Raw genomic sequence first — 23,994 nt, 5'->3', positions numbered from 1 at the left:
TTGCAATCCTCACCGGGCGGTCGAGCGCCATTGTCACTACGACCGTCATCGAGGCACATTGCATCTGACAATTTCGGGGCCGTCAGCGGAACGACCGCTTACAGCGCCAATCAAACGATAGCTGCCGTTTCACTGAACAGCTCATTTGCTATTACAAGGAGAAAATTCCATTAAGGGAATATCGGGGCAACCTGATTCGGAAACGATGGTAGGAACGATGCCGCGTAGAACTGAAATCTGAAGGCCTGGTGGAAATTTCACCTTCAGTTTTTTCGGCGATCGATGTTTCTCGCTTCGTTGTTCTGGTCGATGACGTTGAAAAGATCGCGTTGCGACGTTTATGTGACACCCACAGAAAGAGACCGACCCGATCGCATGAAGAGCTTGCTGAACATCAGGAGCGGTCAGCACTTGCAGCCTATCGTGCGGCGTTAGCTCTCAGTGTCCCTCTGTTCGTTGTCCCCTTGAACGAACATCCGGATATCGCAATGTTTCTCGATTGGTAGTTTGGTCCGCCAACGGAGGTGGCGTTGCTATTTGGGCATCGCGGCCATGCCGCCATGCCTTTCGGTGTACAGTGGACTAAGACCGCCAGTTTGTTCAAGCCAACGCCGATAGCCGGAAATTTCGGGTCCGCCCAAGTTGATCGAGAACTCTACCCCAAATATCGCTAGGACGAAAAACCATTCGCTTTGATCGGTTACAAGAAAATCGAACTCGTGAACGATCTGTTCTGCATTACCCTCGGGCCCGAAAGTCTTTCCATTTTGATGATAAATGGTCCTGACGTGGACGGGCCAAGGGCTGACATAACCCTTCCTGGCATGATCGCGCAGGACATCGAATTGCACCTCGTCACAAATGTAGGCGATACCTTCTGGGTACTCGACAAGGCGCAAGGCCATCGCTTCCAGCGCGATCTTCGCCAAGAATCGCGAGACAACTGGCGTGTCGGGGAGATCTCCGGCCAGCGGAAACAGTATCGTACCCTCCTTAGCCTGGAGAATCCTAGCGAGGTCCGATTCGGACACTTGGACCGACGTAAAATCATACTTTGGATATCGCGTAAGCAGCGCCGGTATGTCCGGTGTTATCAATCCGCTTATCGACGGGAGATTGCCGCGCTTGCTTTGAAGGTCCTGCTGGAAACGCAATTGCCGAACGACTGGCATATCCAGGAACGGTTTTTCGACCTTTCTGGAAAAGTAGTTGTTGCAAGCGTCGCATACGATGCCTCTCGGTAAAACGTGCCGCTTGTTTCCCAATGATTCAGGAATGACATGCTCAACGCTTCTCGAAGAAGAGGATGGGTTCTTGCAAAAAATGCATCGCATGTGTTTTGACATATTCTGAACTCGGCAACTAGTTCTTGTAATCCGAGTGGCCGAGCCAAGGCGCTACGCTAAATTCCAGATCACTCACGGTAGGTCCGCTTCTGCGGCAAAGGCAAACTTTGGCTGAATGTCCACGATGAGACCGCATTCTTGCCACCTCATTCACAACCGCAGCGTCCGAAACGGGCCAACGTTCTAGGAAAACAGCGCTTACATTGCATCAACGCTTTTCGGTCATTGAGCATGCGCGCCATCGGCGATGATAATTCCGATCCGTTCGACATCCTCTTTTACGGTTCCAGAGCGGACGTGGCCGAGCGACATGGCGCACGATTGAGTGATGAACCGCAGGTCGGCTTCCTCATCCCGGGACAACATTGTGATGTCGGCATTGAGAACTGCCGCCGACAGCAGTTGCTTGCAATAGATCGCAAAGTGGCAAGACGCCGAGTCGACGTCGGAATGAACGATCAAGAGGTCTACGTCGTACGCCGACGTCTTCCCATGAAAGCGTGATCCGAAGCCGTAGATTTGAACGCTCTCCGTCATCCGCGCCGCGCGGCCTTCTCGCGCTCGCGTTCCGCCGGGGTCTGATAGTTCCAGAAGTCCTCTTGTCCCAGAGCCCCCATGAACTCGGCGATGGTGAACAGACCAACTTGCGCAGCGCGGCAATGCTCCCGCGCATCCTTGGTGTAGCCGCACCAATTGGAATTAATGATCACGACGTCCACATGACCGAGCTGGTTTTGCACGTCGATGAACTGGGCGACACCGAAAGAGTAGCATTCGCAGATGAAAACACGAAGGACTTGCCCGGTATCCCGCGTTAGCTCGTAAACCCCGGATTCTGCGGAGGCAAGATTCGCGACCCTGCCATGGCCCTTCATCCGTTCTTCGAAAAAGCGAAAATGGCCATAATGGCTTGGCCAAGGGAAAACGTCGCTACGAGCCGCCATTTGCTGCCCTCCTTATCCGATCGGCGAACTCCGCGGGAAATCGCAGAACGCCAGCATATGATATTTCGTCGTTGACCCACCTCTCGTAGCTACGCGAATGGAGTAGAAACGCCGAGACGTCCTTCTGGTCGTGAGGGTCGAGTACACCTCTGTGTCGTTCGAGCAGACCAGTAATCTTCCGGTTGTTTGGCACGATGGTGGACAGACGCTCGGAGACCCAGATGGAGAAGACTTCATCGTTGTGAGGCTCGCTCAAGGCGAGCTCCGACATGGGGCCATAGGCTTGCCAAGCTTGGTGGTTCTCCTCAAGGAGGACCAAGATCGACTTGGCAAGCGCTTGCCTCTCCGTTGCCTCGTCTGTGTCGGTACGCTGATCCACCCAGTTTTCGTGCTTGGTCTTCATCTCGTGCAATATTTCGACGGTGAAGATCTCTTCATTCTGCTTCTTGTCGATTTCGGTGTGGTGGTTGGGGCAAAGTAGGATGAGGTTAGTGTAGTCGTCGCGCTCTGCAGTAATCTGGGAGCTATCATGCCGGTTCGCGCTAGGTTTGTCCCCACGAATGTGGGCCATCTCACCGATTGTGTAAGGCGCACGGCCTTCGGCTTCCCTCTGAGAGAGGCGGACGCGGCAACCATCGAATGAGCAGCGGCCTGCTGCGTTCGACCACAGAAGCTTGATGGATTTCTCCGTTATTGCCATTGGCGAAATATGTCCCCGACGTCTCACACTCGAGAACAACCGCTCTCGAAACAAGTTGCGCAATAGTTTTGAGCTTCAACCAACTATGTCAATACCCGTCGATTCAGGCCCAGCCAGTCCTGCAAAAGGCCGCAAGCGACACGGCGCTTTTGGCGCATCACCAATAGCTGTATGGTCGACATGGAGGCGCGTCTTGCCGTCCGACGGTTCGGAGCCGATGGTGGATCACCACCCTCCGGGAGCCGACCGTCAAAGGCGGTCATTCCGAATTCTTGAGCGATACGCCGCCTGCTGACTAAGGCGGACGTTGGTTATTCCAGTCAACGCCGCGGTGCAGTGCCATTCACGCCTTGGTCAATACTGCACATAATGCATCATCGTCAGAGCTTCGAGCATAAGTAGTGTTGCAGTCAGAATTGATTGCCTGCAGTCTGCGGCACGGTGGGAGGACAACCATGCGAATTAAGAAAATTCACGTTCAGAACTACCGCTCAATAGTCGATAGCGAAGAGTTCGAAATCGACAAGAACAAGACGATTTTGGTCGGCCCCAACGAAGCGGGCAAGACTGCGCTTTTGCAAGCGATCCAGCACTTGAATCCGCCCAGCGGCGTGAAGCCCCTCAGTGCGCTGCGAGACTATCCGCGCTCCCGCTACAGCAAGATCACAACGGGTGAGGTCGATCCCGCCGAAACAAAAGTTGTCGAAGCGGAATTCGAACTTGATGACGATGAGCGCGCCCTGCTTCCCGAGGGGATGAAAGACGCAAGCTATGTCCTTTGGCGGAATCTTGACAACTCGACCGGGCATCGCCTGGAGGGAGCGCCCGTAAGGAAGTCCTTTGCAGACATCAACAAGGATTTGCTCCGGCTCGCAGCCCACGTTGACAGTCAATTTACTGCAGCAGAGGGCAGCTCCGAGAGCAAGCCATCTGAAAAGCTGAACGTCATAACGGCTGATTGGAAAACTTGGGATCCAATACTAGGCGAAAAAGCCAAGGTGCTCCTAGCTTGGCTTGACGCGGTACTTCCTTTCGTTGACGAAGGCAATGAGAAGGAAGAGGCCCGCTACGACAGTCTCAAGGCCGCAATTGGCATCGGCGACGCGCGCAACAGTGCGGTTCAGGCGCTTCGGAAGCGCGTTCCCGTGTTCGTCCTCTTCAGCAATTATTTTCGTGTTCGCCCACTGATCCACCTAAAGCAACTGGCGGCGAGGATCGCGAACAGCACACTTGATGAAGAGCGATTTGACTACGGGAATGTCTGCCTACTGAATCTGCTTGGGTTCACTGCCGCCGAGCTATCCGAAATGGGGACGGCGCCCGATCCCGATCCCAACAATCCCGAGGCGATGGAAACCTATCGGGAGAAGCTTGATAAGCGGCAGTACCAGCTCAACGCAGCCGAAGTCAGCCTCACGCGCGAAATCAGGTCGGTTTGGAATCCCGATGAAAGCAAGGGTGAGGCGGCGAAGCTACGTCTACGCGCGGACGGTCAATACCTAAAAGTGACGGTTGAAGACGATCTCGGGGTCGAGGTCGAGCTAGACCAGCGCTCAGAGGGGTTTCAGTGGCTTGTTTCCTTCTTCGTGGTCTTTTTCGCCGAAGCAGAAGGAGATCACAAGAACGCCGTGCTCCTACTCGACGAACCAGGCATGAGTCTTCACGCCCTAAAACAGCGCGAATTCAGGAAAACGATTTCGCGGCTGGCTGCGGACAATCAGACGATCTATTCGACCCATTCGCCCTTCCTTGTCGGCCCCGATGAGCTTGATCTTGTCCGCGTGGTCGAGATGGCAAATAGGGAAACGGGGACCAAGGTCCACACATCCGTCACCGCGAATGATCCTGCGGCTCTTCTGCCATTGCAGGAGGCACTTGGTTACGACCTCGCTCAGAGCCTCTTCACGCAGAAGCAGAATCTCGTCCTCGAGGGACTTACTGATTACTGGTACGTTGATGCCGTTGCCGCGCTTCTGCGGGACTCGGGCGACGCCGACCTAAACGAGAAGATTGCCTTGGTACCTTCGAACACCGCTGGCAAGGTCGTGTATTTCGCGACGATCCTTCACGCGCAGGGCTTCAAAGTGGCGGCGCTCCTGGATTCCGACAGTGCAGGCGACCAAGCCGCGAAACAGGACACACTTGTTCACACGCTCGGCAACAAGGGCATCATGCGGACGAAGGACTTCCTAGTCAGTCCCGTCAAATCTGCGGAAGTCGAAGATATGCTCCGTGAAACACTGATTGACGTTGCCAAGTCGCACTGCGGCTGGGATGTAGCTACCGTCGCGGCGAAGCAGAAAGATCGCCCGCTTGTCGACATATTCGAAAGCGAAATTAAGGGTTTTTCGAAGTATCGTCTTGCAAAAGCTTTTGTTCGCTGGTCCCGAGATCATACGGCAAAGGACCTGGCATCGGACGAACGCGAACAATGGAAAAAACTGATCCAAGCGGTCAATTCCGCGCTTAGGTAGAGGCGGCGTCTTCGCGCTTTGAGAGGCTGGTGATTGGGGGGTAGTAGAATCTCGAAAGGGTGATTCAATTGGATTTCTACGCTAGCGTTGATGCGCTGGCGCAAGTTGGATTTGGGCTAGGTCGACGGATGAATATCCGCTCCAGACGTGGGGACGGAATGCCTTCGCCCGTGCAGAGAACGATCGCCTCCTGCTCTCCGGCCATTGTTACCGGCCGTGTCGAACGGCAGCTTCCGAGCACCGAAAAGAAGAGTCTGAACGACTGAGATGGGGGCGCAAAGCGGAAGGTGATGAACCGGATGCTTCGTCCAAGCGCTTCGCAGCGGTGCGACGACTTCACCGCCGCCATATTGCAGGTGAGTTTACCCTTGAGGATTTCAAGAGCGCGCTTGTGCTACAGCCAACGCCTCAGCCTTCGAGATCTCTGAGAGGCACCTTTTTGCCGCGCCGTTTGCCGAGATAGTTTGATCGCTGGTTGTATTCCCAGGACTGTTGCATGGTAGGGAATGGGTTGAAAGCGGCTAGTCGTGTTATGCGCTCCAGCACTTTCATGATGGGGCGCTTGGCTGCGTTACGACGGCTGGTCGGAGACAGCATCGCCTCGACGAGAATCCGCGCGAGCGCAAGCTTGTCGGGCTTGTACCCCAGCCGACTTGCGTAAAGTTTCTTGAGCGCCGCTCCGGGTACCTTGTCCTTTCGGCAGGCCGCGATATCGGCACTGCGGAACCGCGCGCCACCGCCCGAAATGGCGGTGAGAGCATAGGCAATCTCGGTATTCGAAAAATTGTCGAACTCGAAGGAAACACGCCAGAGATGGACATAATCAGGCCGTGTCGTATAGCGCCCGGGATGCAGGGTCGAGAGCGCTTCTCTGGTGCTGCGCTTGAGTTGCACGGCCGTTCCTTCGGTATCGAGGACGACGAAGGCGAAAGTTTGATGATGATGGAGATAGTCGACGAGACGTAGGATGGCACGGTAGCGGTCCTGCTTGCCGCCGGTGGCCGTATCGACACCACCGAGCACTATGATCTCGATACCGTGCACGCCTGCGTTCGCACCGAAGTAGCGTTCAAAGATGTGCCGGACAGCGATCTCTTCGCTTGGACCTTCCACGAACAAGGTCAGCTTGGGTCGCGGGTTGAGATCATAGCGGTTGACCACGTACTCTAGGTAACGCAGCGGATCGTCGCGTACCGAGAGTTCCGGAATGTGCGTGATCACCGTGCCGTGGACCTCGTTGGGAACGCGAAGGTCTTCGCCATAGAGGTCCTTGTACAGTCGGCGCAGCATCAACGCTCCATAGCGCATGGTCTCGGCGCAAAGCGCCGCGCCCTTCAGTCGGTCGCGCTCGGCGACAGCAATGAACTGAACGAGTTGGTGCCATGAAGCAATCGGATCTTCGCGCGACTGCAGCATGGCCAAGCCTTCATAGGCGTGACGTAGTTTAGCCGGGGTCAAGGCAAAGGCTGTCTCTGCATCGCAAGGGCTCCAGTTTCTGGCGTACTCGTGCCACCTCCAGGAACGGGCGTTGCGGACAGTCCATTCGTCGAATACGAAGCCCCCCTCAGTGAACAGGATACTGCGCTGATTACCGCGCACATGCGGGTAGTAGCGATCCGAAATGAACTGACAGAGCAGATCAACGGCAGGTCGATAGGCGTGCCTACGCGCCTGATCGACTCCTGCTCGTACCACATCGCCTAACTGCTGGCCTATCGACGTCCATTGCGCTTCTGGTTTCACCTCGTCGAGGAAGCCTTCAAGGGAGACTTTGGCTGTGAATTGCGAAAGGACAAAGGTCAGTGACGAAATCTGGAAGATCGAATAGTAGGCTTCCCCGCCGCTGTGGACATCGTCCGGCACGGGGTACTCGGGCCGACTCGCTGTGTCGACGATGGCCCCATCGCGAAAGGGTGTATCGTCCCGAAGTGGCAGATGCAGTTGAATCCGTTTGCCTTCCGGCGCAGCGATTCTGAAGATCGGGAAGAATAACCGAAGTCGTTCAAAGGCAAGCAGGCGCTCGGGCGTGATGGGGTGCTCGCGCTCGGTGCAGTATCTGGCGAAGTCGTTTGCCTTCAAAAGGGGGCATAGAAACGTCCCACCTCGCTCCAGAAGCAGGCGACCGGCATTTGCAGGGATGTCCAGCAATTCCGTCGTCATCGCATCCATCTACACTTGTCGGTCAGATGGGGCGCGGCAACGATGTCGCCTCGAGACGGTAATACGCATCTTCTGCGATGCATGTGTCGACAACTACCGCGCCTCAATCTTCAACGCATCTAGCGTCTCCGGCGTGATTGTTCCTGTCACCTTCAGACCGTAGTCGGTCTGTAGCCGCTGGAGCCCTCCCCTCATCTCCGGGCTGAATTTCCCGTCCAACTCGCCATTATAGTATCCGAATGCCAGCATCGCGAACTGCACTTCGAGGACAATCTCCTTGAATCGATCCGTGTTTCCGGGGAGCACCTTCAAGGGAGCGGGATTCGGCGCCACGGGAGCCTGATAGGTCGGCGCCGAATTCGACGGTGCGCTATACAAGGGCGATGATGTCGACGGCGCCCTGTAGGTTGACGAAGGAAGCGAATAGCCGCCCGTAGAAGAGCGATGGCTCGAATGCGAGCTATGGCTGCTATGTGAACTATGACTGCGATGCCCGGCCAGCGTGTACACGTGGTCCATCTTGAATATGTCGAAAAGCGACTTCGCTTTACCGAGATCGCCGTCCAGTGTTGGTTTCGTAGGATAGGCATGGGCGTAAGCAGGCAGGAATCCTGCCGCAAGCAAAGACGGTATCGCGAAAAACCGCTTCTTCATTGAACAGCCCCCAATCTGCCGTAGCCATGATCACGCGGATGCCACTCGAAGAATCCCCCGCATTCGGCCTTCAACGAGCATCCTTCGCATTCTTCCCGGTACGTCCGCTTCCAATCCGAAATCGTGGCCGGAGCCAAATGGCGATAGGCTTCCGGCACCGTGCAGAGCGGGAAATTATAGAGCCGGGCGTCAATCCCGCGGCTCCTCACGAGGTCGATTGCACGCCCGACCACGTCGAATCCTTCGGAACTGTCGTAGAACAGCGTTTTCCAGTTCATACGGCCGTAGCCGATGTTCTCGGTCTGCATCACAGCCCATGTCCGGATGAACGGGAGCATCGCCGTGATGAACCTGGCAAGCTCGGGCAGTCCGGGTGCGTTGGGTTGCATCAGGACGGTTCTGAGTTCGACCGCGGCGCCCACGCGGCACAGGAAAGCAAGGTTGTCCAGGAGCCGTTCCTGCGCGCCCTGTTTGCCGACGACCTGATCGTGGACCGATGGGTCGTGCGAATAGAGCGGGACGCCCCAAACGATCCGTGATTGGTCGAGACCAGTCATCGTGGACCGATCGTCTTCCTCGAAATGCTGGCCGTTGGTCAGGATATGGAAGAAGAGATCGGGACGCGCAACCAGCACGCGCTTCAGGAAGGTGAAAAGCCGCTCTTTGAACAGCGTCGGCTCCCCACCCGAGATGCCGATCGTTGCGCCTTCGGGCGCCAGCAGCGCTGCGGTCTCGAAATAAGTGAACAGGTCGACGTGGTGCTTCTTAGGTGGTTGCGAGCACATGACGCAGACCTGGTCGCATCGCTCGGTCACCAGGAAGGTGTTGTGCGGCGAGGTGCTGCGAATGAGGCGGTCGGCGGTTCCTCGCCGTGGATTCACCAGCAAGACGTCGCCGTCGAGTTCGGAGGGATCGATCCCAAGGACTCGTATCGGACCGCCCTCGCCCGCGTAGTCGGCTCCGTCCGGATCGGCTCGCTCCAACGACACCTCGAAATGATTCAATTGCTCTGGCTCTCGCTCCCGCTCCTCAGCCTCGAAGGAGCGAAGCCGAACGACGAAAGGCTCTTCAGCATTCACCTCCACCTTGACGCGCAGCGGTATCATGAATGCACCGGTGCCATGCCATCGTCCCAGGCAGCGACGCCGAGCCAGGCCGCCAGCGAGGCACGCGTCGGCGCGTCATTGCGATATAGGATCTCGAAGACCTTGTCGAAGAGCGCCAGATGTCGACCGCAAAACCATGTGTCCGGCCGCGGAACGTCGACCCTGCCGTACCGGGAGATGTCGTCCACGACGTCCGTTCCGCAGAACGGCTGATAGGCGCAGTGAATGCAATCCGGATCGAAATGGTTGAACGCTCCGGAGTTGAGGACATCGACCTTGGCCCGGTCGATTCCCGTCGCAACGTCGCCGATGCTGAGGTCGATACGCCCGATCCTGGAAAGCATCCGCGCTTCGTCCGTCGGGTAGAAGCGGCCGTCGTGATCCACGACCACGTAGTCCGACGCGAAGAAGTTCGGGTTCCGTATGTCGACATGGTTGTCGGCGTCGAATCGGAGGACGCGCTTCAGGCACTGGCTGAAGTAGTACTCCTCCATGAAGCGCCCGGTCCGGTGGTTGCGGGCGATCAGCAGGTCGATGAATCCCGAATGGAGGCGGTTCCAGCGAGCGACAACGTTGTCGCCTTGATGGAATTTTCGCGCGAATCCCTGGTGGTTTATTGGACGCAAATAGACTGACCGGACGCCGTAGCGCTCGTAATTGTCGAGCAGCGCGTCGAGGTCCGGCGGATTGGCAACGTCCACTGTGGGCAGCGCTGAAATCTTTCCTTCCGGATACCGGGCGACGACAGCCTCGAGGTTTCGGAAGAATGCGTCGGTTACGTCGCCGTCATGGGTACGCTGGCGCTCGTGCGTCAGGCGGTCACCGTCGAGCGAGGTACTGATGAACGTGTCATCGGCATCCAGGAAAGCCCAGGCACGCGCGTCCAGTTTCTGCAGATTCGTGCAGACGACGAATTGGGATTGGGAAAACTTTTCCCGGCAGTAGTCGCGAACGGCTTCCAGCAGATCGACGCGCAGCATCGGCTCGCCGCCCTGGAATTCGACCTTGATGTCGGGTCCTTCCAAGTCACCGAGGAACGAAAGGACTCCCGTCAAGGTTTCGTCCGACCAGTCGAATCCACGCGCTTTCTCGGGCGCGCGGGAAACCTGGCAGTATCCGCAGGCCAGATTGCACCGGAGCGTCGGCACCAGGATCACGTAGTTCATTTTCCGAGGCCTGGACTGGCGGCGTGCCCATCTGTAGGCGAACGACGTCCACGGAAGATCGCGCTCCCGTTCGAAGCCATGGCTTCCTTCCTTCAGGAACAAACTGTCATCGGCTGACAGGCCGTCGGTGGCATACCTGTCCAGAAAGTCGTCACCTGCCTTGAAGAACCCGCCGGCGTCATCGGCGAACAACATTGACCCGTCCGACATCTCGCGGAACTTCAGTGGCCAGACCTTCATCACGCGGTTACCGCCTCGACGAGTGCCTGACGCATGCCCAGAGTTTCTGCGTAGATTTTCTCTCGATAGACGGTGTAGAGGATCGTTCTGCGGACTTGATCTTGCGAACGGCTTTCTGATCCCTGCACAAATATAGTGCAGTCAATCCGGGAGAACTGGCAATCGGGGAAAAGCGCTTGGAGGCGAACAAGCGTCACGTCCAAGTGTTCTTGGAACCGTGAGGGAACCTCCACCACGAGCCCTGACTCGTTATCGTCAGACAATTTTGTCATTTCCCAAACCCACGGCGATCATGCCTCGGTGAGTTCGGACAATCAATGCTGAACTTTGGGATATCCGGGCTTCGCTCGTGATGCTGTTCGGATGAAAGAGTTTGCGCTAGTCGTCAGGTCTTCGTCAGCCACCAGATCACCAACACGACGATACCGGCCGCGACAACCCCGCTCAAGAAGTGTCGGTGACGATCCCATTGCCACCGAAAGTATTCCACTCGATTGAGGGACGCCCTCCATTCTCGAAAGGCCTTTGCTTGCGCTTCTTCGTATGCCTTGTCCGCCCGCCAGCCCATGTGCCCCTCATCTGCCATTAGACGTCCGACGTGTTCGGTCAAATTCGAAAGTCTACGCAAAGGCTTTCAAACCAGTCTGACCTAAACGGCTCCCATATCCGGAACACGAGGTAGCCAGTCATGGCATTATTACCCACCCGTGCCTTCAGTGCTTGGGCCGCGCCGCGACGACTTCTTCGTCGAGGGACGGTTGTTGGCAGGAGACTTGATACGTATTCGCATGCTGCCGCCCTCAGGATGCTCGATGTCGAAAGCGTTCGTTTTCCGTACAAGGTCGCTCAGCTTGCGGAAACCGAACGTGCGGGGATCGAAATCGGAAGCCAGGTTGGCAAGTTGGGTACCGACGGCGCCCAGAGGAACCCAGCCGTCCTCGCTTTCCATTTGCGCGATGACCCTCCGGATGATTGGCACCGCCGCCGAGGGCTGCTGCAAAGGCTTCGTACCTGCAGCGGCTTCGGGGACATTCGCGGGAGCGGAGGGTAGCAAGTTCTCGGTATAGATGAATCGACGACAGGCCTGACGGAAACTCTCAGGGGTTTTCTGCTCCCCGAAACCGAATACATCGATGCCCTGCTCGCGGATGCGGGCCGCGAGCCGCGTGAAGTCGCTGTCGGACGAGACCAGGCAGAACCCGTCGAAGCGTCCGCTGTGGAGCAGGTCCATCGCATCGATCACTAGCGTGATATCGGATGCGTTCTTGCCTGTCGTATAGGCGAACTGCTGCTGCGGGATTATGGCGTGTTTAGAAAGGAGATCGGCCCAGGCCTTCGAACGCGAGCTCGAAAAGTCGCCGTAGATGCGGCGGACGCTGGCCTCGCCGATCTTCGCGATCTCTTCAAACAGGCCGTCGGCAATTTTGGCCGACGCGTTGTCGGCGTCGATCAAGACAGCGAGTCTTCGCGACCGGGTATCTGAGGCCATTGCGTTCTCCAACCTGCGGCAGCATCCGCACGACCGCGCGAGGTGTCAACGCCGAGCTATGGGCCCAGTATTCTGGACACGTACCCGACCGTCCCCCGACGCCTGATCTCCGCCTTGTCGCAATAGTCGCAGCAGGCCCGAGGCCGCTGCGGCTTATTCCTGCTGCCGAACACCCGATCGAGAATTCGCACGGAAAGGCCAGGCCGCCTGATCGTCTTCGGTCCCTGGAAATATTCAGAGATGGCCGTCCGAATACACGACTGGGTTTTCATCAGCTCGGCGACCTGATCGATCTGATGATAGCGCTGCTCCAGCATCCGCGGGCGCTCCAACATGGAAACCTGCGCAGACTCGACCGTCTTCTCTGCCATGAAGCGGAGACGGGAAATGTCGCGGCCAATGCTTGAGCCGTTGTGAAACATCACAGCCACCGAGGGTTTCCCGTCCCTGCCGGCGCGTCCGAATTCCTGCAACTGGTCTTCTATTGAAGCCGATTGTTGCCAATGGATCACGAGGCGGACGTTCGGAACGTCGAGACCCATGCCGAAAGCGTTCGTGCAGATGATCCGGTCGACCGCCGGCCTGCTTTGCCCCAGGAACCGTTTGACGAGTTCCTGGCGTTCCCATGCGCTCTCAAGCTTGGAATGGTAGAGCGGCACGTCCAGCCCAAGAATCCGCAGCGCGGCCTGCAATTCCTCGCCGACGTTGGTGGACGGCACGAACACCATGGCTTTCTGACCCTGGAGTTGCGGCAGCCGCAGAAGGGACGCGATCTCGTCAGGCCGCTTTTCGGGCGAGCATTTCTGCCTGACGAGCGCGATGTTCGGCCGGTCGACGTCGCGCACGAAGACTTCGGCGTTTTCGATGCCGAGGGAGGCCAGGATGCGCTGTTGCATCTTGCGTCCGGCCGTCGCGGTAAACGCCAGGACAGGCGGTGACCCGAGCTTCTCTCGGACCTCCTTGAGGCGGCCGTATTCCCGCCGGAAGTCACGGCCCCATTGGTCGACGCAATGGGCTTCGTCCACGACGATGAACGATGGCTTCGTCTGTTTCAGTCGCGTCCGTTCGTCCTCGCTCCGGACAAAGAAACGTTCGGGAGCGAGATAGAGGAGCTTTATCGCGCCCCGCCCCAAGAGGGAAAACCGGGTCCGCTTCTCTTCGACGCTGAGGTCGGAGTTGACGAACGTGGCCGGGATCTTCTTCGCGAGAAGATCGGACACCTGCTCCAACATCAGCGTCTTGAGTGGGCTAACCACCACGGTGATGCCCCGGCGAAGCAGGGCGGGGAGCTGGAAGCAGAGGGTCTTTCCCGATCCGGTCGGGCTGACGACCAGCACCGATTTCCCGGACAGGGCCGCGAGCACGATCGGCAACTGGCCTTGCCGAAAGCGGTCCAGTCCGAAAAGGCGGAGAGCCGGGCCGAAATTCCCGACGCCCTCGGCGACCTGGCCATCCGTATCGAGCCACCGCGCCAGCCTGACCGCCCATCTTTCGATAACCCGCCTTGCGAGGCCGCCGGCGAGATTCGGATGATGCGAGGCGTGGCAGCCATCGCAAAGCGTAACGAGGTTCGAGAGTTCGTCGGTTCCGCCCATCGACCTCGGCAACAGGTGATGGATGTCGGCCTCGGCCGATTTCACGGAGGTCGAGCACGAGACGCAGCGGTAGTCGTCACGCTGAAGGACTTGCCGTCGTGTTTCCTGCCACGGATCCGTGGCGAGCTGCTGATTCATTTCCCTATTGCGCCCACGTCCCTGAAAACCACGGGAGTAACAGAAGAGGTTTATGAAAGGCTGACCACCGACCGCGAACGCCGCGAATCCGGGAAACACTGGCTGCAAAACGAGAGCCGCTCGACCCTGTAGATTTCCGGCGTCTCGCATCGTACAGGCGCATGACGCAAGCAAGCGTATCCGGCAGCTATCACTTCAATGGTGGCTCGCCACCACATCAGTCCCATGGCATAGCCCAGCCCCTCGAAAACAAATTGAAGTTGCCTGTCCAAGCAAGACCGATCTGACCGCCTCCTCCCGCCTTAATCAAACGACAACGTGACGTCGCTACCTGAGTCCCGAAAGGACTTCTGGGATGCCATACACCACCTACGCCATAGGCGACGTTCACGGCCGCGCCGACCTGCTTACACCGTTGCTTAACGCCATCGCCCGAGAGGCTGACGCATCCGGCAGTGAACCGCGAGTGCTCTTCCTCGGAGACATCATCGACCGCGGCCCATCGAGCCGGCGGGCGCTCGACCTTGTCTGCCACACGTTGGAGAGATGGCCTCGGTCGCGACTGATCCGGGGCAATCATGATGCCTACTTCCTGGATTTCATGACGTCGGACGCGGTCGACGAGGCAAGATTCGAAAAGTGGCTGCTACGGCTCGGTGGTTACGAAACGCTGGAATCCTACGGGCTACTTACTGAAGGCGAAATCTCCGAGACCGCCGCCGCGTTCAGGGGAAACTTTGCCCGGCACGTCCAGGTACTGCGGGAATCCGTACCGATCATCGTCGACGACCGCTTCGCCTATGTTCACGCGGGTGTCGATCCAAGTCGCCCGATTGCGGAGCAGGATCCGAAGGTCATGATGATGATCCGGGAGCCCTTCCTCGAGTTCGAGGGCGAACTATCCCATATCGTCGTCCACGGCCACACACCGACCTCGACCTGCCTGCCCGAGACGAGACGCACCCGCATCGGCATCGATACCTGGGCATACGCTTCCGGCAGGCTTACCTGCCTTGCCGTTTCTGCGGATCAACGCATTCTCCACTTCCTGTTTGCTGTCAGCTCCAATGGACGTGTTGAGGTTACGCGAGAAGCGGCAGACGAACTCGCCTACGAGAGGTGCGAAAACTGACATGGGCGATGCTATCCATCCGCTCCGTCCGCCCGCCTCCACGTCGACATGAACTAAACCTTCACCTCAGGTTTGGTACCGCTATGAAGTGACGCGCCATGGCAACCGGTGACAGAGCCCCGATGACAGACTTCCCGAATTTGAAGACAAAGTACCCCGACCTGATTCCCGTACGGATGCGGTTCGAGTGCGGGCCGGGGTGGGAAGTGGTTTTGGACAAGTATTTCGGCGAAGTCTCAGCCGCCCTGCCGCCCGGAACGCGCCTTCACCTCGAAAGGGTCTACGAAAAGTATGGAAGCCTGAGGATGGATGCGATGCCTGATCGGTCTGTGTCAGATGCTGCTCGGCTTGCGCTGCACAAGGCCGAGATTCTCGCCGACTCGCGTTCTTACCGATACTGCGAGACCTGCGGCAGGCCAGGCAGTCTGAGGGACACGGGTCGCCTCTTCGTTGCTTGTGAGATTCATGCCGAGGGAGCCTCCCCTCTTCCACCTGACGAAGGCGGGGTCAAGCTCGACGGCGTTGCCTACGAATATGACGAAGCGTTAGACGACCTGGTCGCTCTTGAACGAGATTATGACAACTTGCCGGCATGAGGCTTAGGTTCCTCCCTACGCCGTGGCCTTGACTTCCCGTTCAACCACTCGATGGCGGTTGAAATCCATTTCAGAGTGATCGTCGATACAAGAGTTCGGTTGCCCGTGACGGAGAAAGGCGGTCAAGGTAGTCAGGCGGCAGTTTGCCGATATAAGGCGCCGCCAGCGAGGCGACCTGCTTCCCTGAAAGCCTTCCCTTAATCGCCGAGGCGATCGCACCGATGGCGGTCCAGACGTCCGGAATTGCCACGAGTCCGATCACCATCGAGCCAACGGCGGCCCGCGCTTCGGCCATCTCGCCATCGCCAAGCCCCACGAGCCTCGCCTCGCGATTGAAATCCATTCGATCGGCGCGGCAGGCATCGCTTGAGAAAACTACCTCCCACGGAGCACCGCTCAGCCGCGCTTCGGCCGCCGCTCCCATGGACGTAACAACCATCTTCGCACGCCCTGAAACGGCTCGCTGTTCGGCCGTGCCGATGCCGAGCATCCGGGCGTTGAGCTCGTCCGCGGAAATCGGCTCACGACCCGGATAGGCCTGCTGATACGCTGCCTGCAATTCCCGTGACACGGCGGGTCCGTAGCAGATCGCCTGAGAGTGCAGCACAATCCTGGCATCGGAGCTGAGCCAGTCAGGCCCGGTTCCGACTTCGATGCTGTGCACCGCCTCGTCGAAAGAAAAGCCCATGTCTTTGGCGGTGAGTAACCGGCCGACAGCATGCCCCGCTTCGTGCACGGCCGTGACACGGTCAACGGTTCTCGTCCGTGTCTGCGCTTGCGCGGCACGCCTGGCGTTGCGATTCATGACTGCTTCCTATGTTGATGGGCCGGATCAAGCTCTCTGCCGATCGGCCTGGTTTCAATATAGTTCTGGCGCCGGCTACGAGACACTGAGAGGTACCTCTTTCGGTGGCGCATTGAGCCGCCTAGTTCTGCTGGACCTTCGGGCCAGTCGGATCCCATTCCTGCAGAAGTGCGGCCGCGGCCTCCCCAGGAAAGCGAAACGCATGTTCGCGCTGCCAAGGCCAGGTTTCCGGAGAGCAGATTTTGGTTACGAGATACGGCGTCCCGCTCTGGCCCAGCATGTTCAGCTGCAGAATGCCGCGGTCGTGGCCGGGGTTCTGCCGTACAATATAGTCGACGACAAAGACGGCGCCCCCCCGACACAATGGCGTTCGGCAAGGTCTGCGGGAAGGCGGACGGGAAACCTGACGGGGAAGTCCGGTTGGTCGTCGGTGGGAACCAGCGCCTTCCTCAAACGGGGTGCGGAGCTGGGGGAAGATTCCGAATTTGGCACGCTTGGTATCCTTTCTTGGTTGGAAGTGGCGGCGCTCCCCGCGGTCGGGGCACGCGCTGGCAACCGCGATGTCGCCGGACGCCGCGTTGGTTTCTGTGCGTTGCAATGAGCCTGCGCCGGCTGCGCGAGATCGGACCGCTAGGAGAGCGTCCTCGGATCGACAGGCATCTCGGACCAGTCGAACGCCTCGCCCACATTGCGACAGCGGTCGCGCTCGCGAAGGTAGAGCACCTCCCAGCGTTTTCCGGTCCGTTCATGGAAGCTAGCCAGGGCATCCAGCGCCGGATTGACGTGCCCGAAAACCTCGCGCTTGAGCTTTGACCTTGGCGTGTCGACAGCAGGCTTGACCGGGACGACCTTGCAGCCGCGCAGCAGCGGATCGCCGTCATATGCCATCTCAGGCTTCAGGGCCGGGTCGTCCGGAAGGAAGAACACGGCGGGTTTCCAAAAGGTGGGGATCGCAGGCGCTCCGGGTCTGACTACGACCATCGTCGCCTTGCGAGCGTAGGTACAGTAGTATCCTGCGCGCGTCAGGCTTTCGTCATCGAGATGCCAGCCGCCGGCTGCAATGCCGTCGCGGAAGCGAAGATCGAAATCAGTGGGGGAAGCGTCGTCACGCCGCGCATGCGCGGCAACGGCCAACTTGATACGAGCGGTGATATCCAAGATTCTGTTCCTTTCTTTGCACGAATGAAGTCTCTCGCCGATAGCGAGGTCATATGCGTGCGAAAGAAAAGGCGCTCTTGAACATGGGGGCCCTATACATAGGCAGCCCTAGAAAGTCGAGATCCCCCTTAACAGAACAGTGGATAATTCATTTGGAGGTTAGCGAGTATTCAATGCCATTTCTCCATTTTTAAGAAAATAGAATCATCTTTTTCGTCTCATCCCTCTCTTTCGCTCTCTGCGGAAAGCTATTCCTTTTTCTCTTTTCCATCGAGGTAGACAGGCTTATAGCTCTCGAAAATTGCTTGAAGATCATATCGCTCATCAAGCTCAGGCACGATTTCCAGTAGCGATTTTGTCGCCACCAATCCCGAAAACGCGAGAATGGACGCGGACTCTTCCATCTCGTCCTCGGAGACTTTCGCCTCGACCTCCACACTGATCCACCCGATCTTCGTCTGATTCACCTGACGGTGAAGCGATGTCCAGGTCACATGGGCTGAATCAGCAGAAATCTCCCGGTAGACATGATTCAAGCGTGGAAATGGGGTTTCGATTTCAGAGATGAGAAGCTTGCCCTTCGCCCCGGCACTGTCGCGGAGAAATTTCTCAAGGCTCTCTGTAGCATTCGCGGCGAGGCGTCCGTGGGAATTTTTAAGAAAGGTCTTGGCTCGAGAGCGGCGGCTTACCGTGTCGTCCATCCGCAACTGCTCAAGATAGTTGCCTTGCGCTTCGCCATGTAGGAGGTGCAGAGCGCACTCAATCGCGGATCGGCAATAGGATCGGAATGCCATGTCATGGCCTGCGTCCGCCAGCGTCAACGCTGCGCGAAGCTCTGCGCGAAACCGCGCGAACAGTGCAAGCGTAACGGAGCGACGTTCCGCATCGTCGAAATGACTGACATCGATTGTTGAGATGGCAAGCTGGTCAAGCGATTGCTCGAACTGACCTAGCCACCGCCGCCACGCTGATCGCATAGACACGTTGCTATCCGTTCGTTTGAACCAGTCCGAAAGCCGCCATCACTCCTTTCGGCCGCTTGGTCTTCCTGGCTCTGTGGGACGGCCGCCGCTCAACAGCAGCTCTTTGGCTTCAGGCGTCCGGCGGCTCCTTGTGAGGACCAACCGGAACTCGTGATCCGGGCCGACGATCGTTTGGGGCCCCCGATTCGCGGCTGCATCAAACAGGTCAGCGACCCGAGCCTTCGCTTCGGAGAGAGTCCATGAATCCGATCCGGCTTCCGAAGCGTCCTGATCGCTGGGTTTCCCGGTGCTCATGTCGAATCCTCTCGTACGCACGCAAAGCGGCTCCTTAACGTTTCGCCGGTGACTTTTGCCTAACCTGCCGCAGCGTAAACCTGTTCCACCATCATAGCCGGATGTCCGTCGTGAGCCCACGCATCGAACTATACATTCTGGACACTAACGTGGTGAGCGAGCTGATAAAGCCACGGCCGAACGCAAACGTGGTGAACTGGATGGCCCGGCAGGAGGAATCGCTTGCCATTACCGTTGGCTGCGTCACCGAGATTCAGAGGGGCATATCGCTGCTTCAACGGCGGAACGTTGCGAGGGCTGTCGAACTCCAAGATTGGCTCAACGCTCTCGTGAAATCAACAATGCCCACTCTCCCCACTGACGTCGACGTCGCCATGCTCTACGGGCGCATGACTGCGGTTCCGCAGCTCAACGACATATGGATCCATTCGCCCCAAGCCAAAACGGTCAAGCTTCGCCAGGATCTGGAAATGGCGGCATTCGCGATCGTCCACCGGGCCACTCTGGTGACGATGAACACCAAGGACTTCCTGGTCATCAACCGATACTTCCGGTTACCGGGACTCTACGATCCCGCCAGGGATCAATGGAGCATCCGGCCTATTGCAGGCGGCAGACGGCCCCGGAACAATGTCAGCCGTCTCCCCGAGCGAAAATATCCCCATCACCAGACAGACGCTTGGCAGCCATTCGGGCGTGCCGCCTGAGCGCGGCCGAGGCCGTTGATCCGCCTACCCTTCTATTCCGTCCTGCGCCGCCGTGACATTCGCAGCTTTTTCCCCGATCGCGAATTCGAGCGCGGGACGAACCTCGTCGGCTAGCCAGGCGCCGAGCTTGTTTGCGTCGGGCCAGCTCTCCTGTCCGCCGACGGTGAACAGGATGTTGGAAACGCGTGCCCAACCGCTGCCGTGCGGAAATTGCGATGGATGAACCCTCCATTCATCCCCATAGGAATTAGGCTCGACGAACAGCGCCACGCTTTGCAATTCTGCCCGGGCGCGCCTCGCTGGATGTTCCAGTTTCTGGATCAGCGCTCCCTTTGCCACCTTTTTGCCTGCGAAGTGAGTCTCGAGCGCTTCGTGGACGTCTGCGAGCATGGCCTGGAGGCGTCCGACGAGAACCGGAATGGCTGTCCGTGATTTTTCGCGTGCAAGAGCCTTCAGGCCGTCAGCTCCTGAAACATCCGCCAATTCCGGTCTCGCGGGGGCAACGTCTCCGGCGACCAAAACTTTGATGTCGCGTACCGTTGGCCTCTCGCCCGCCTGATAGGCCGCCACCACCGATGCCAAGGCTTCGGGTTCGGCATGTGCCAAGGTGTACATCGCAGCCGCGGGAACGCTGCATTCGACGAAAAGCTTCCGGTGTGCTGCCAGCCGCCTGTGCACGGCGATGTAGTTGTCAGCGCCTCTCCTGGTGAGCCCGCATGCACGCTTCGACCACCGTTCGAACGCTTCCTGACCTGGCGCTTGTTCGCGGGCCCGGGAAAGCACCTCCCCGCAGGCGAAAACCTCGTCGGTCCTCTTCCGGCCAATAGACGCGAACATCTCCCGCGCTTCCTCGAAAAGAGGAATCGCGTCACCGACAATTCCGAACTCTGCGTAATCGATCGCCGGCGTCGCGGCGGCGGTAGTGGAAGCCGACTTTCGGCCGCTGCGGCTTGCCTCTGAGCGAGCATCCCTTGGCGGCGAGGAGCCAGCGACTTGCACTTCTGCCTCCTTCAGCGGTGCGACATTGTCCATCAATTCAACCTCCCTGTATGCGTAGTTGCCGGCTTCCCGGCCGATGCTGGTTCGCGTCAGACTGACTGTCCTATGAAGGAGTTAAGGGAAATTCCTTTAGGAATGCGCGAGAACGCCGGGAAATGTTTTCCCAATTCCATAAGGATTGATGAAGCAATGCTCGCTGCTCTTGGGAGCCAAGTCTCCATCTGGGGGACCGCAGCAATCAAAGACATTTCCTCGATGGCAGATCTCGCCGGAATCTCTTAACCCTGCTCCACCAACTGCAGTCCCGACTGGCCCGCAACAATCTCCCGAACCTCTCCAGCCGAGAGACTTCCTTTCGCGAGGAGCGCCGCCGCAACTCCCTCGACGTCCAGCCGTTGCCGTTCGATGATTTCTGTAACCCGTCGAAGTTGGTCCAACAGGATCCTGTCGACGCGCTCATGCAAGAAGCGGTCGAGCTTCAGCGCCGCAAGCAATTCCTCTTCGTCATCTCCTGCCAGATAGGCCAGGCCCTCACCCAAGCCGTAGGAGGCTTCGAAAGCGAGCGCCAAGAGCGTCGCGGTGTGCAGGTCGGACCCCCTGCCCCCGCCGCCGCCTGCGGATCGCTGTCCAAGGATAACCTCCTCGGCGGCGATACCGCCAAGCCGGACCGCGATGCTGTCGAGCAGTTCGTCGTGGGTCCGTTCTTTGATACTTTTGTCCCTGAAACAGGCGCCGCCCCCGTTCTGTAGCCGTTGAGGATCCGGGACGATGGCGCTCTCGACCGAAACCGAAACGAGTTCACCGCACGCAAGTGCAAGCGCGACGATGACATGCCCAGTTTCGTGGACGGCCGCCCGCCGCCGCATCTCCGCCGGAATGGCAACAGGGCGCGGCAGTTCCGCCGAGAGGTCATCGAGGACCATCTCCCGCCGCCCACGGCGTGCACGACGCCTCGCCTGCCGGACGAGCTGTTCCAGGGAGGCCCCGCTCCAACCTTCCGTCGCCACAGCGACTGCGGAGAGGTCGGCATCGGGCAGCAATCCCTGGAGGTGCCAGCGCAAGATTCCCTCTCGACCCTCTTGGTCTGGAAAAGAGATTCGGACGTGCCTGTCGAGACGGCCGGCACGAACCAGGGCGGCATCCAATCGATGCGGATGGTTGCAAGCTCCAACGATGACGATCCCCTCGCGGGATTCGGCGCCGTCGATGCACTCGAGCAGCGCCGAAACGACTTCGACGCAATACTGAGCGTTGTCTCCATTGAATCTTTCACGGTCGCCCACCGCGTCGATCTCGTCCAGGAAGATGATGGAGGGCGCATTCTCGCGGGCCTCGTCGAAAGCCCCGCGCATGGCCTTGAGCAAGTCGCCAAGGTGTCCTTTAGCCTGCCAGCGCGCGAGCGATCCCAGCACGAGCCGGACGCCGCAACTCCTGGCCAACGCGCCTGCGAAAGTGGTCTTGCCCGTCCCCGGCGGCCCGGACAGCAGGACTCCCCTGTCCACGTCCTCCCAGCCGATCCTCCCGGCGCGCCAGTCGGCCAAATCCGTCGCCAGTTCCCTGCCCCATGCGCCCGCTTCGCCGAGTCCGTGGAGATCGTCCAACGTGGGGCCGGAAACCTCCTTCTGCTTCGGCTGAATAGCCTTCTTCATCAGGGTGACGGCATGCGAGATCGATCTGCCCGGCCTCATCGCCGCGCTGATGATGGCCAGCGGCACGGTCGCGATGAACGCCGCCTGCTCGGGCGTGACATCGGCGCCCAGACAGAGTTTCGCTCCCGCAATGACATGCCGTGGCAGGATTGGCCCGACTGCGACGATACCGTCGGCGGCAAGCCGGAAGGAATCTGGAAACCCGGTCCCCTTGTCGACGACGACAAGGACCCGATGGCGCTTGGCGGACGTCGCCAGAAGCTCCATCTCCCTCGTTTTCGTCCAGCGGCTCCCGTTCCTGGTAACGATCTCAGTATCGTCGTCACCGCCATGAACGATCGCCCGACCATGTGCCGCATACGAGGCCGCCGCGTTATAGATGTCGAAATCGGCGTCGCCTGGAACCGACAGGCCGATCGCGTACGATTTGCGCCTCCGGAATTGTGGCACCGATCGGCATGCGCGCATCATGCCGCAATACGCCAGGAAACGGGGGAAGGATCTCTGAAGCCGGCTGCGGAAAGAGTTTTGGCCGCCCTCCCCGCGGAAGCCCACGAGCTTGTACTTGTCCATAGTGTCGTCCGTATCGAGAATTGAGCCTGCCTGATGCGGCGGCAGCGATCTCAGGCGCAGCAGCGCCTGACCATGGTTTCCGGTCCAATCCTCGCCTCGTCGAGATTCACCGTGACGAAGCGATGCAAGACCAGCGACGACAGCCCAGCTATAGCGGCCGTCTCGCGGAAAGCGGGGAGACACTCGGCAACCGTCATTGAGCCGACCTCGTCGAGAGCAGCAAGCAGACGGACGCGGTCGCCTAAAGGACATTGCCAGTTCGAGTATCTCAGCAGGTCACGGGCGTTGGCGAGGCGCGCACCCGAACGGATGGATACGGACGTCACGGTCTCGTACCCACAGCCGCACTCGCGAGCGGCATCTTCGAGCCATGCGTGACCCGGGCGCGTTCCGGCGTCGACCAATGAATGCCTGTCACCGCGCCGGACAAGGAAATCGGGAACATGCGTGCTGTCGCCAGCGCCTAGCGAGGCCGGCAGGCACGACCATGCATCGACTTCGTCGTCGACATCGAGAAGGCAACCGAGGTCCCTGGCCAACTGCGTCCGGAACGCCGGCGGTCCTTGGCAACGGACAGTGCCCTTAGGCAAGAATGAGTTCGCCTGTGCGCGGGAGCGCACAACGGCCAGGATGTCATTCGCTTGAGATTCGAGAAGAGACACGGAAGCACCTACGGACGCGTTCAAACATGCCCGGCGGATTCGGGCGCGGAACGGTCAGCGTATGAGGTGCGCGGTTTTCATTGGTGGAACGAATAGAGAACATCAACTTCGGCGTCAATAGGGTTTTCGAATGAATGGCAGAGCGCATCAATTGTTTCGGGCAGATGACAGGCATCCAACGTGAGTGAGGTGCCGGGTCTACGCTTTATTAGGTGAGGCAACCCTTCAGATGACGCTGTCTCGATAATGTCAATTCACAGCTATCCAACAATCATTCAGGCAGACAGCGCTTTCGGGTCTTTGTCGACGGCGGGAAGACGCCTTCACGGCATGCCGCCTAACAGGATCTAAAGGATTCATGTTTAGGGCGTCGGCGTAAGAGCCTTTGATGGAGCATCCTATGCCGGACGACGATGTTGTTGTT

The 23,994-nt window shown here is 58.7% G+C and carries 20 protein-coding genes and 1 pseudogene; 5 read left to right on the top strand and 16 right to left on the bottom strand.

The annotated features are described in order from the left end of the window. Positions 1-239 precede the first annotated feature (239 nt). Positions 240-506: pseudogene (locus E6C48_RS06215) on the top strand (ATP-binding protein); the annotation flags it as partial. A 27-nt stretch (positions 507-533) separates the two neighbouring features. On the opposite strand, the gene E6C48_RS06210 reads toward E6C48_RS06215, so the two are convergent. The 4 genes from E6C48_RS06210 to E6C48_RS06195 all read right to left on the bottom strand — a co-directional run bounded on the left by E6C48_RS06210 (position 534) and on the right by E6C48_RS06195 (position 2,990). Then, on the bottom strand, positions 534-1,346 hold the full coding sequence (locus E6C48_RS06210) for an HNH endonuclease (protein ID WP_136355176.1): 813 nt from the start codon (positions 1,344-1,346) through the stop codon (positions 534-536). A 222-nt stretch (positions 1,347-1,568) separates the two neighbouring features. Beyond that, the gene (locus E6C48_RS06205) at positions 1,569-1,883 is read right to left on the bottom strand and encodes a hypothetical protein (RefSeq protein ID WP_136355174.1); all 315 of its coding nucleotides are present in this window, start codon (positions 1,881-1,883) and stop codon (positions 1,569-1,571) included. Beyond that, positions 1,880-2,290: a hypothetical protein gene (locus E6C48_RS06200; RefSeq protein ID WP_136355172.1), complete on the bottom strand. Its 411-nt coding sequence runs from the start codon at positions 2,288-2,290 to the stop codon at positions 1,880-1,882. Before E6C48_RS06200 ends, E6C48_RS06205 begins: the two co-directional genes overlap by 4 nt. Continuing rightward, on the bottom strand, positions 2,277-2,990 hold the full coding sequence (locus tag E6C48_RS06195) for an HNH endonuclease (protein WP_136355170.1): 714 nt from the start codon (positions 2,988-2,990) through the stop codon (positions 2,277-2,279). Before E6C48_RS06195 ends, E6C48_RS06200 begins: the two co-directional genes overlap by 14 nt. A 455-nt stretch (positions 2,991-3,445) precedes the next feature. On the opposite strand from E6C48_RS06195, the gene E6C48_RS06190 reads away from it, so the two are divergent. Then, on the top strand, positions 3,446-5,464 hold the full coding sequence (locus E6C48_RS06190) for an AAA family ATPase (RefSeq protein ID WP_136355168.1): 2,019 nt from the start codon (positions 3,446-3,448) through the stop codon (positions 5,462-5,464). 408 nt (positions 5,465-5,872) lie between these two features. On the opposite strand, the gene E6C48_RS06185 is transcribed toward E6C48_RS06190, so the two are convergent. The 6 genes from E6C48_RS06185 to E6C48_RS06160 all read right to left on the bottom strand — a co-directional run bounded on the left by E6C48_RS06185 (position 5,873) and on the right by E6C48_RS06160 (position 14,012). Then, complete coding sequence (locus E6C48_RS06185; RefSeq protein WP_136355166.1) at positions 5,873-7,633, bottom strand: TOPRIM nucleotidyl transferase/hydrolase domain-containing protein; 1,761 nt, start codon at positions 7,631-7,633, stop codon at positions 5,873-5,875. Positions 7,634-7,717: 84 nt separating this feature from the next. Further along, positions 7,718-8,278 (bottom strand): His-Xaa-Ser repeat protein HxsA, encoded by a 561-nt coding sequence (gene hxsA / locus E6C48_RS06180; RefSeq protein ID WP_136355164.1) that lies wholly within the window; start codon positions 8,276-8,278, stop codon positions 7,718-7,720. After that, on the bottom strand, positions 8,275-9,384 hold the full coding sequence (gene hxsC / locus E6C48_RS06175; RefSeq protein WP_136355162.1) for a His-Xaa-Ser system radical SAM maturase HxsC: 1,110 nt from the start codon (positions 9,382-9,384) through the stop codon (positions 8,275-8,277). Before hxsC ends, hxsA begins: the two co-directional genes overlap by 4 nt. Beyond that, the gene (hxsB, locus tag E6C48_RS06170) at positions 9,381-10,790 is read right to left on the bottom strand and encodes a His-Xaa-Ser system radical SAM maturase HxsB (protein WP_136355910.1); all 1,410 of its coding nucleotides are present in this window, start codon (positions 10,788-10,790) and stop codon (positions 9,381-9,383) included. Before hxsB ends, hxsC begins: the two co-directional genes overlap by 4 nt. Before the next feature lie 697 nt (positions 10,791-11,487). Then, complete coding sequence (locus E6C48_RS06165) at positions 11,488-12,279, bottom strand: NYN domain-containing protein (protein ID WP_136355160.1); 792 nt, start codon at positions 12,277-12,279, stop codon at positions 11,488-11,490. 56 nt (positions 12,280-12,335) lie between these two features. Then, positions 12,336-14,012 (bottom strand): RecQ family ATP-dependent DNA helicase, encoded by a 1,677-nt coding sequence (locus E6C48_RS06160; protein WP_136355157.1) that lies wholly within the window; start codon positions 14,010-14,012, stop codon positions 12,336-12,338. 355 nt (positions 14,013-14,367) lie between these two features. Here E6C48_RS06160 and E6C48_RS06155 point away from each other — a divergent pair, with 355 nt between their 5' ends. Next, complete coding sequence (locus E6C48_RS06155; RefSeq protein ID WP_136355155.1) at positions 14,368-15,144, top strand: metallophosphoesterase; 777 nt, start codon at positions 14,368-14,370, stop codon at positions 15,142-15,144. Between the two features lie 98 nt (positions 15,145-15,242). After that, a complete protein-coding gene (locus E6C48_RS06150; RefSeq protein ID WP_136355153.1) occupies positions 15,243-15,740 on the top strand; it encodes a hypothetical protein in 498 nt (165 codons plus the stop codon). 70 nt (positions 15,741-15,810) lie between these two features. On the opposite strand, the gene E6C48_RS06145 is transcribed toward E6C48_RS06150, so the two are convergent. The 3 genes from E6C48_RS06145 to E6C48_RS06135 form a co-directional block, all read right to left on the bottom strand. Next, on the bottom strand, positions 15,811-16,545 hold the full coding sequence (locus E6C48_RS06145) for a hypothetical protein (RefSeq protein ID WP_136355151.1): 735 nt from the start codon (positions 16,543-16,545) through the stop codon (positions 15,811-15,813). Between the two features lie 630 nt (positions 16,546-17,175). Continuing rightward, positions 17,176-17,703 carry a hypothetical protein gene (locus tag E6C48_RS06140; RefSeq protein ID WP_136355149.1) on the bottom strand — a complete coding sequence of 176 codons (528 nt, stop codon included), beginning with the start codon at positions 17,701-17,703 and terminating at the stop codon, positions 17,176-17,178. Positions 17,704-17,951: 248 nt separating this feature from the next. Continuing rightward, complete coding sequence (locus E6C48_RS06135) at positions 17,952-18,686, bottom strand: hypothetical protein (protein WP_136355147.1); 735 nt, start codon at positions 18,684-18,686, stop codon at positions 17,952-17,954. A 404-nt stretch (positions 18,687-19,090) separates the two neighbouring features. On the opposite strand from E6C48_RS06135, the gene E6C48_RS06130 reads away from it, so the two are divergent. Continuing rightward, the gene (locus E6C48_RS06130) at positions 19,091-19,687 is read left to right on the top strand and encodes a type II toxin-antitoxin system VapC family toxin (protein WP_136355145.1); all 597 of its coding nucleotides are present in this window, start codon (positions 19,091-19,093) and stop codon (positions 19,685-19,687) included. A gap of 24 nt (positions 19,688-19,711) precedes the next feature. Here E6C48_RS06130 and E6C48_RS06125 read toward each other — a convergent pair whose 3' ends face one another. The 3 genes from E6C48_RS06125 to E6C48_RS06115 all read right to left on the bottom strand — a co-directional run bounded on the left by E6C48_RS06125 (position 19,712) and on the right by E6C48_RS06115 (position 23,447). Continuing rightward, entirely contained in the window at positions 19,712-20,719 is a 1,008-nt protein-coding gene (locus tag E6C48_RS06125) for a hypothetical protein (protein ID WP_136355143.1), read from the bottom strand. Between the two features lie 245 nt (positions 20,720-20,964). Then, complete coding sequence (locus E6C48_RS06120; protein WP_136355141.1) at positions 20,965-22,908, bottom strand: AAA family ATPase; 1,944 nt, start codon at positions 22,906-22,908, stop codon at positions 20,965-20,967. A gap of 50 nt (positions 22,909-22,958) precedes the next feature. Then, on the bottom strand, positions 22,959-23,447 hold the full coding sequence (locus E6C48_RS06115; protein WP_230978681.1) for a hypothetical protein: 489 nt from the start codon (positions 23,445-23,447) through the stop codon (positions 22,959-22,961). Between the last annotated feature and the right edge of the window lie 547 nt (positions 23,448-23,994).

It is taken from the genome of Ollibium composti (assembly GCF_004801285.1).
GTDB lineage: Bacteria > Pseudomonadota > Alphaproteobacteria > Rhizobiales > Rhizobiaceae > Mesorhizobium > Mesorhizobium composti.
The sequence above is the reverse complement of the archived record's forward strand: the minus strand, read 5'-3'. Positions and strand labels throughout refer to the sequence as shown.

What these genes read in the sequence shown, in the direction of transcription:
- E6C48_RS06200 (WP_136355172.1), bottom strand. Translation starts at nt 2,290, where the DNA reads ATGGCGGCTCGTAGCGACGTTTTCCCTTGGCCAAGCCATTATGGCCAT.
- E6C48_RS06195 (WP_136355170.1), bottom strand. Translation starts at nt 2,990, where the DNA reads ATGGCAATAACGGAGAAATCCATCAAGCTTCTGTGGTCGAACGCAGCA.
- E6C48_RS06185 (WP_136355166.1), bottom strand. Translation starts at nt 7,633, where the DNA reads ATGGATGCGATGACGACGGAATTGCTGGACATCCCTGCAAATGCCGGT.
- E6C48_RS06165 (WP_136355160.1), bottom strand. Translation starts at nt 12,279, where the DNA reads ATGGCCTCAGATACCCGGTCGCGAAGACTCGCTGTCTTGATCGACGCC.
- E6C48_RS06210 (WP_136355176.1), bottom strand. Translation starts at nt 1,346, where the DNA reads ATGTCAAAACACATGCGATGCATTTTTTGCAAGAACCCATCCTCTTCT.
- E6C48_RS06160 (WP_136355157.1), bottom strand. Translation starts at nt 14,012, where the DNA reads ATGAATCAGCAGCTCGCCACGGATCCGTGGCAGGAAACACGACGGCAA.
- hxsB (WP_136355910.1), bottom strand. Translation starts at nt 10,790, where the DNA reads ATGAAGGTCTGGCCACTGAAGTTCCGCGAGATGTCGGACGGGTCAATG.
- E6C48_RS06145 (WP_136355151.1), bottom strand. Translation starts at nt 16,545, where the DNA reads ATGAATCGCAACGCCAGGCGTGCCGCGCAAGCGCAGACACGGACGAGA.
- hxsC (WP_136355162.1), bottom strand. Translation starts at nt 9,384, where the DNA reads ATGATACCGCTGCGCGTCAAGGTGGAGGTGAATGCTGAAGAGCCTTTC.
- E6C48_RS06190 (WP_136355168.1), top strand. Translation starts at nt 3,446, where the DNA reads ATGCGAATTAAGAAAATTCACGTTCAGAACTACCGCTCAATAGTCGAT.
- E6C48_RS06155 (WP_136355155.1), top strand. Translation starts at nt 14,368, where the DNA reads ATGCCATACACCACCTACGCCATAGGCGACGTTCACGGCCGCGCCGAC.
- hxsA (WP_136355164.1), bottom strand. Translation starts at nt 8,278, where the DNA reads ATGAAGAAGCGGTTTTTCGCGATACCGTCTTTGCTTGCGGCAGGATTC.
- E6C48_RS06125 (WP_136355143.1), bottom strand. Translation starts at nt 20,719, where the DNA reads ATGGACAATGTCGCACCGCTGAAGGAGGCAGAAGTGCAAGTCGCTGGC.
- E6C48_RS06150 (WP_136355153.1), top strand. Translation starts at nt 15,243, where the DNA reads ATGGCAACCGGTGACAGAGCCCCGATGACAGACTTCCCGAATTTGAAG.
- E6C48_RS06205 (WP_136355174.1), bottom strand. Translation starts at nt 1,883, where the DNA reads ATGACGGAGAGCGTTCAAATCTACGGCTTCGGATCACGCTTTCATGGG.
- E6C48_RS06120 (WP_136355141.1), bottom strand. Translation starts at nt 22,908, where the DNA reads ATGGACAAGTACAAGCTCGTGGGCTTCCGCGGGGAGGGCGGCCAAAAC.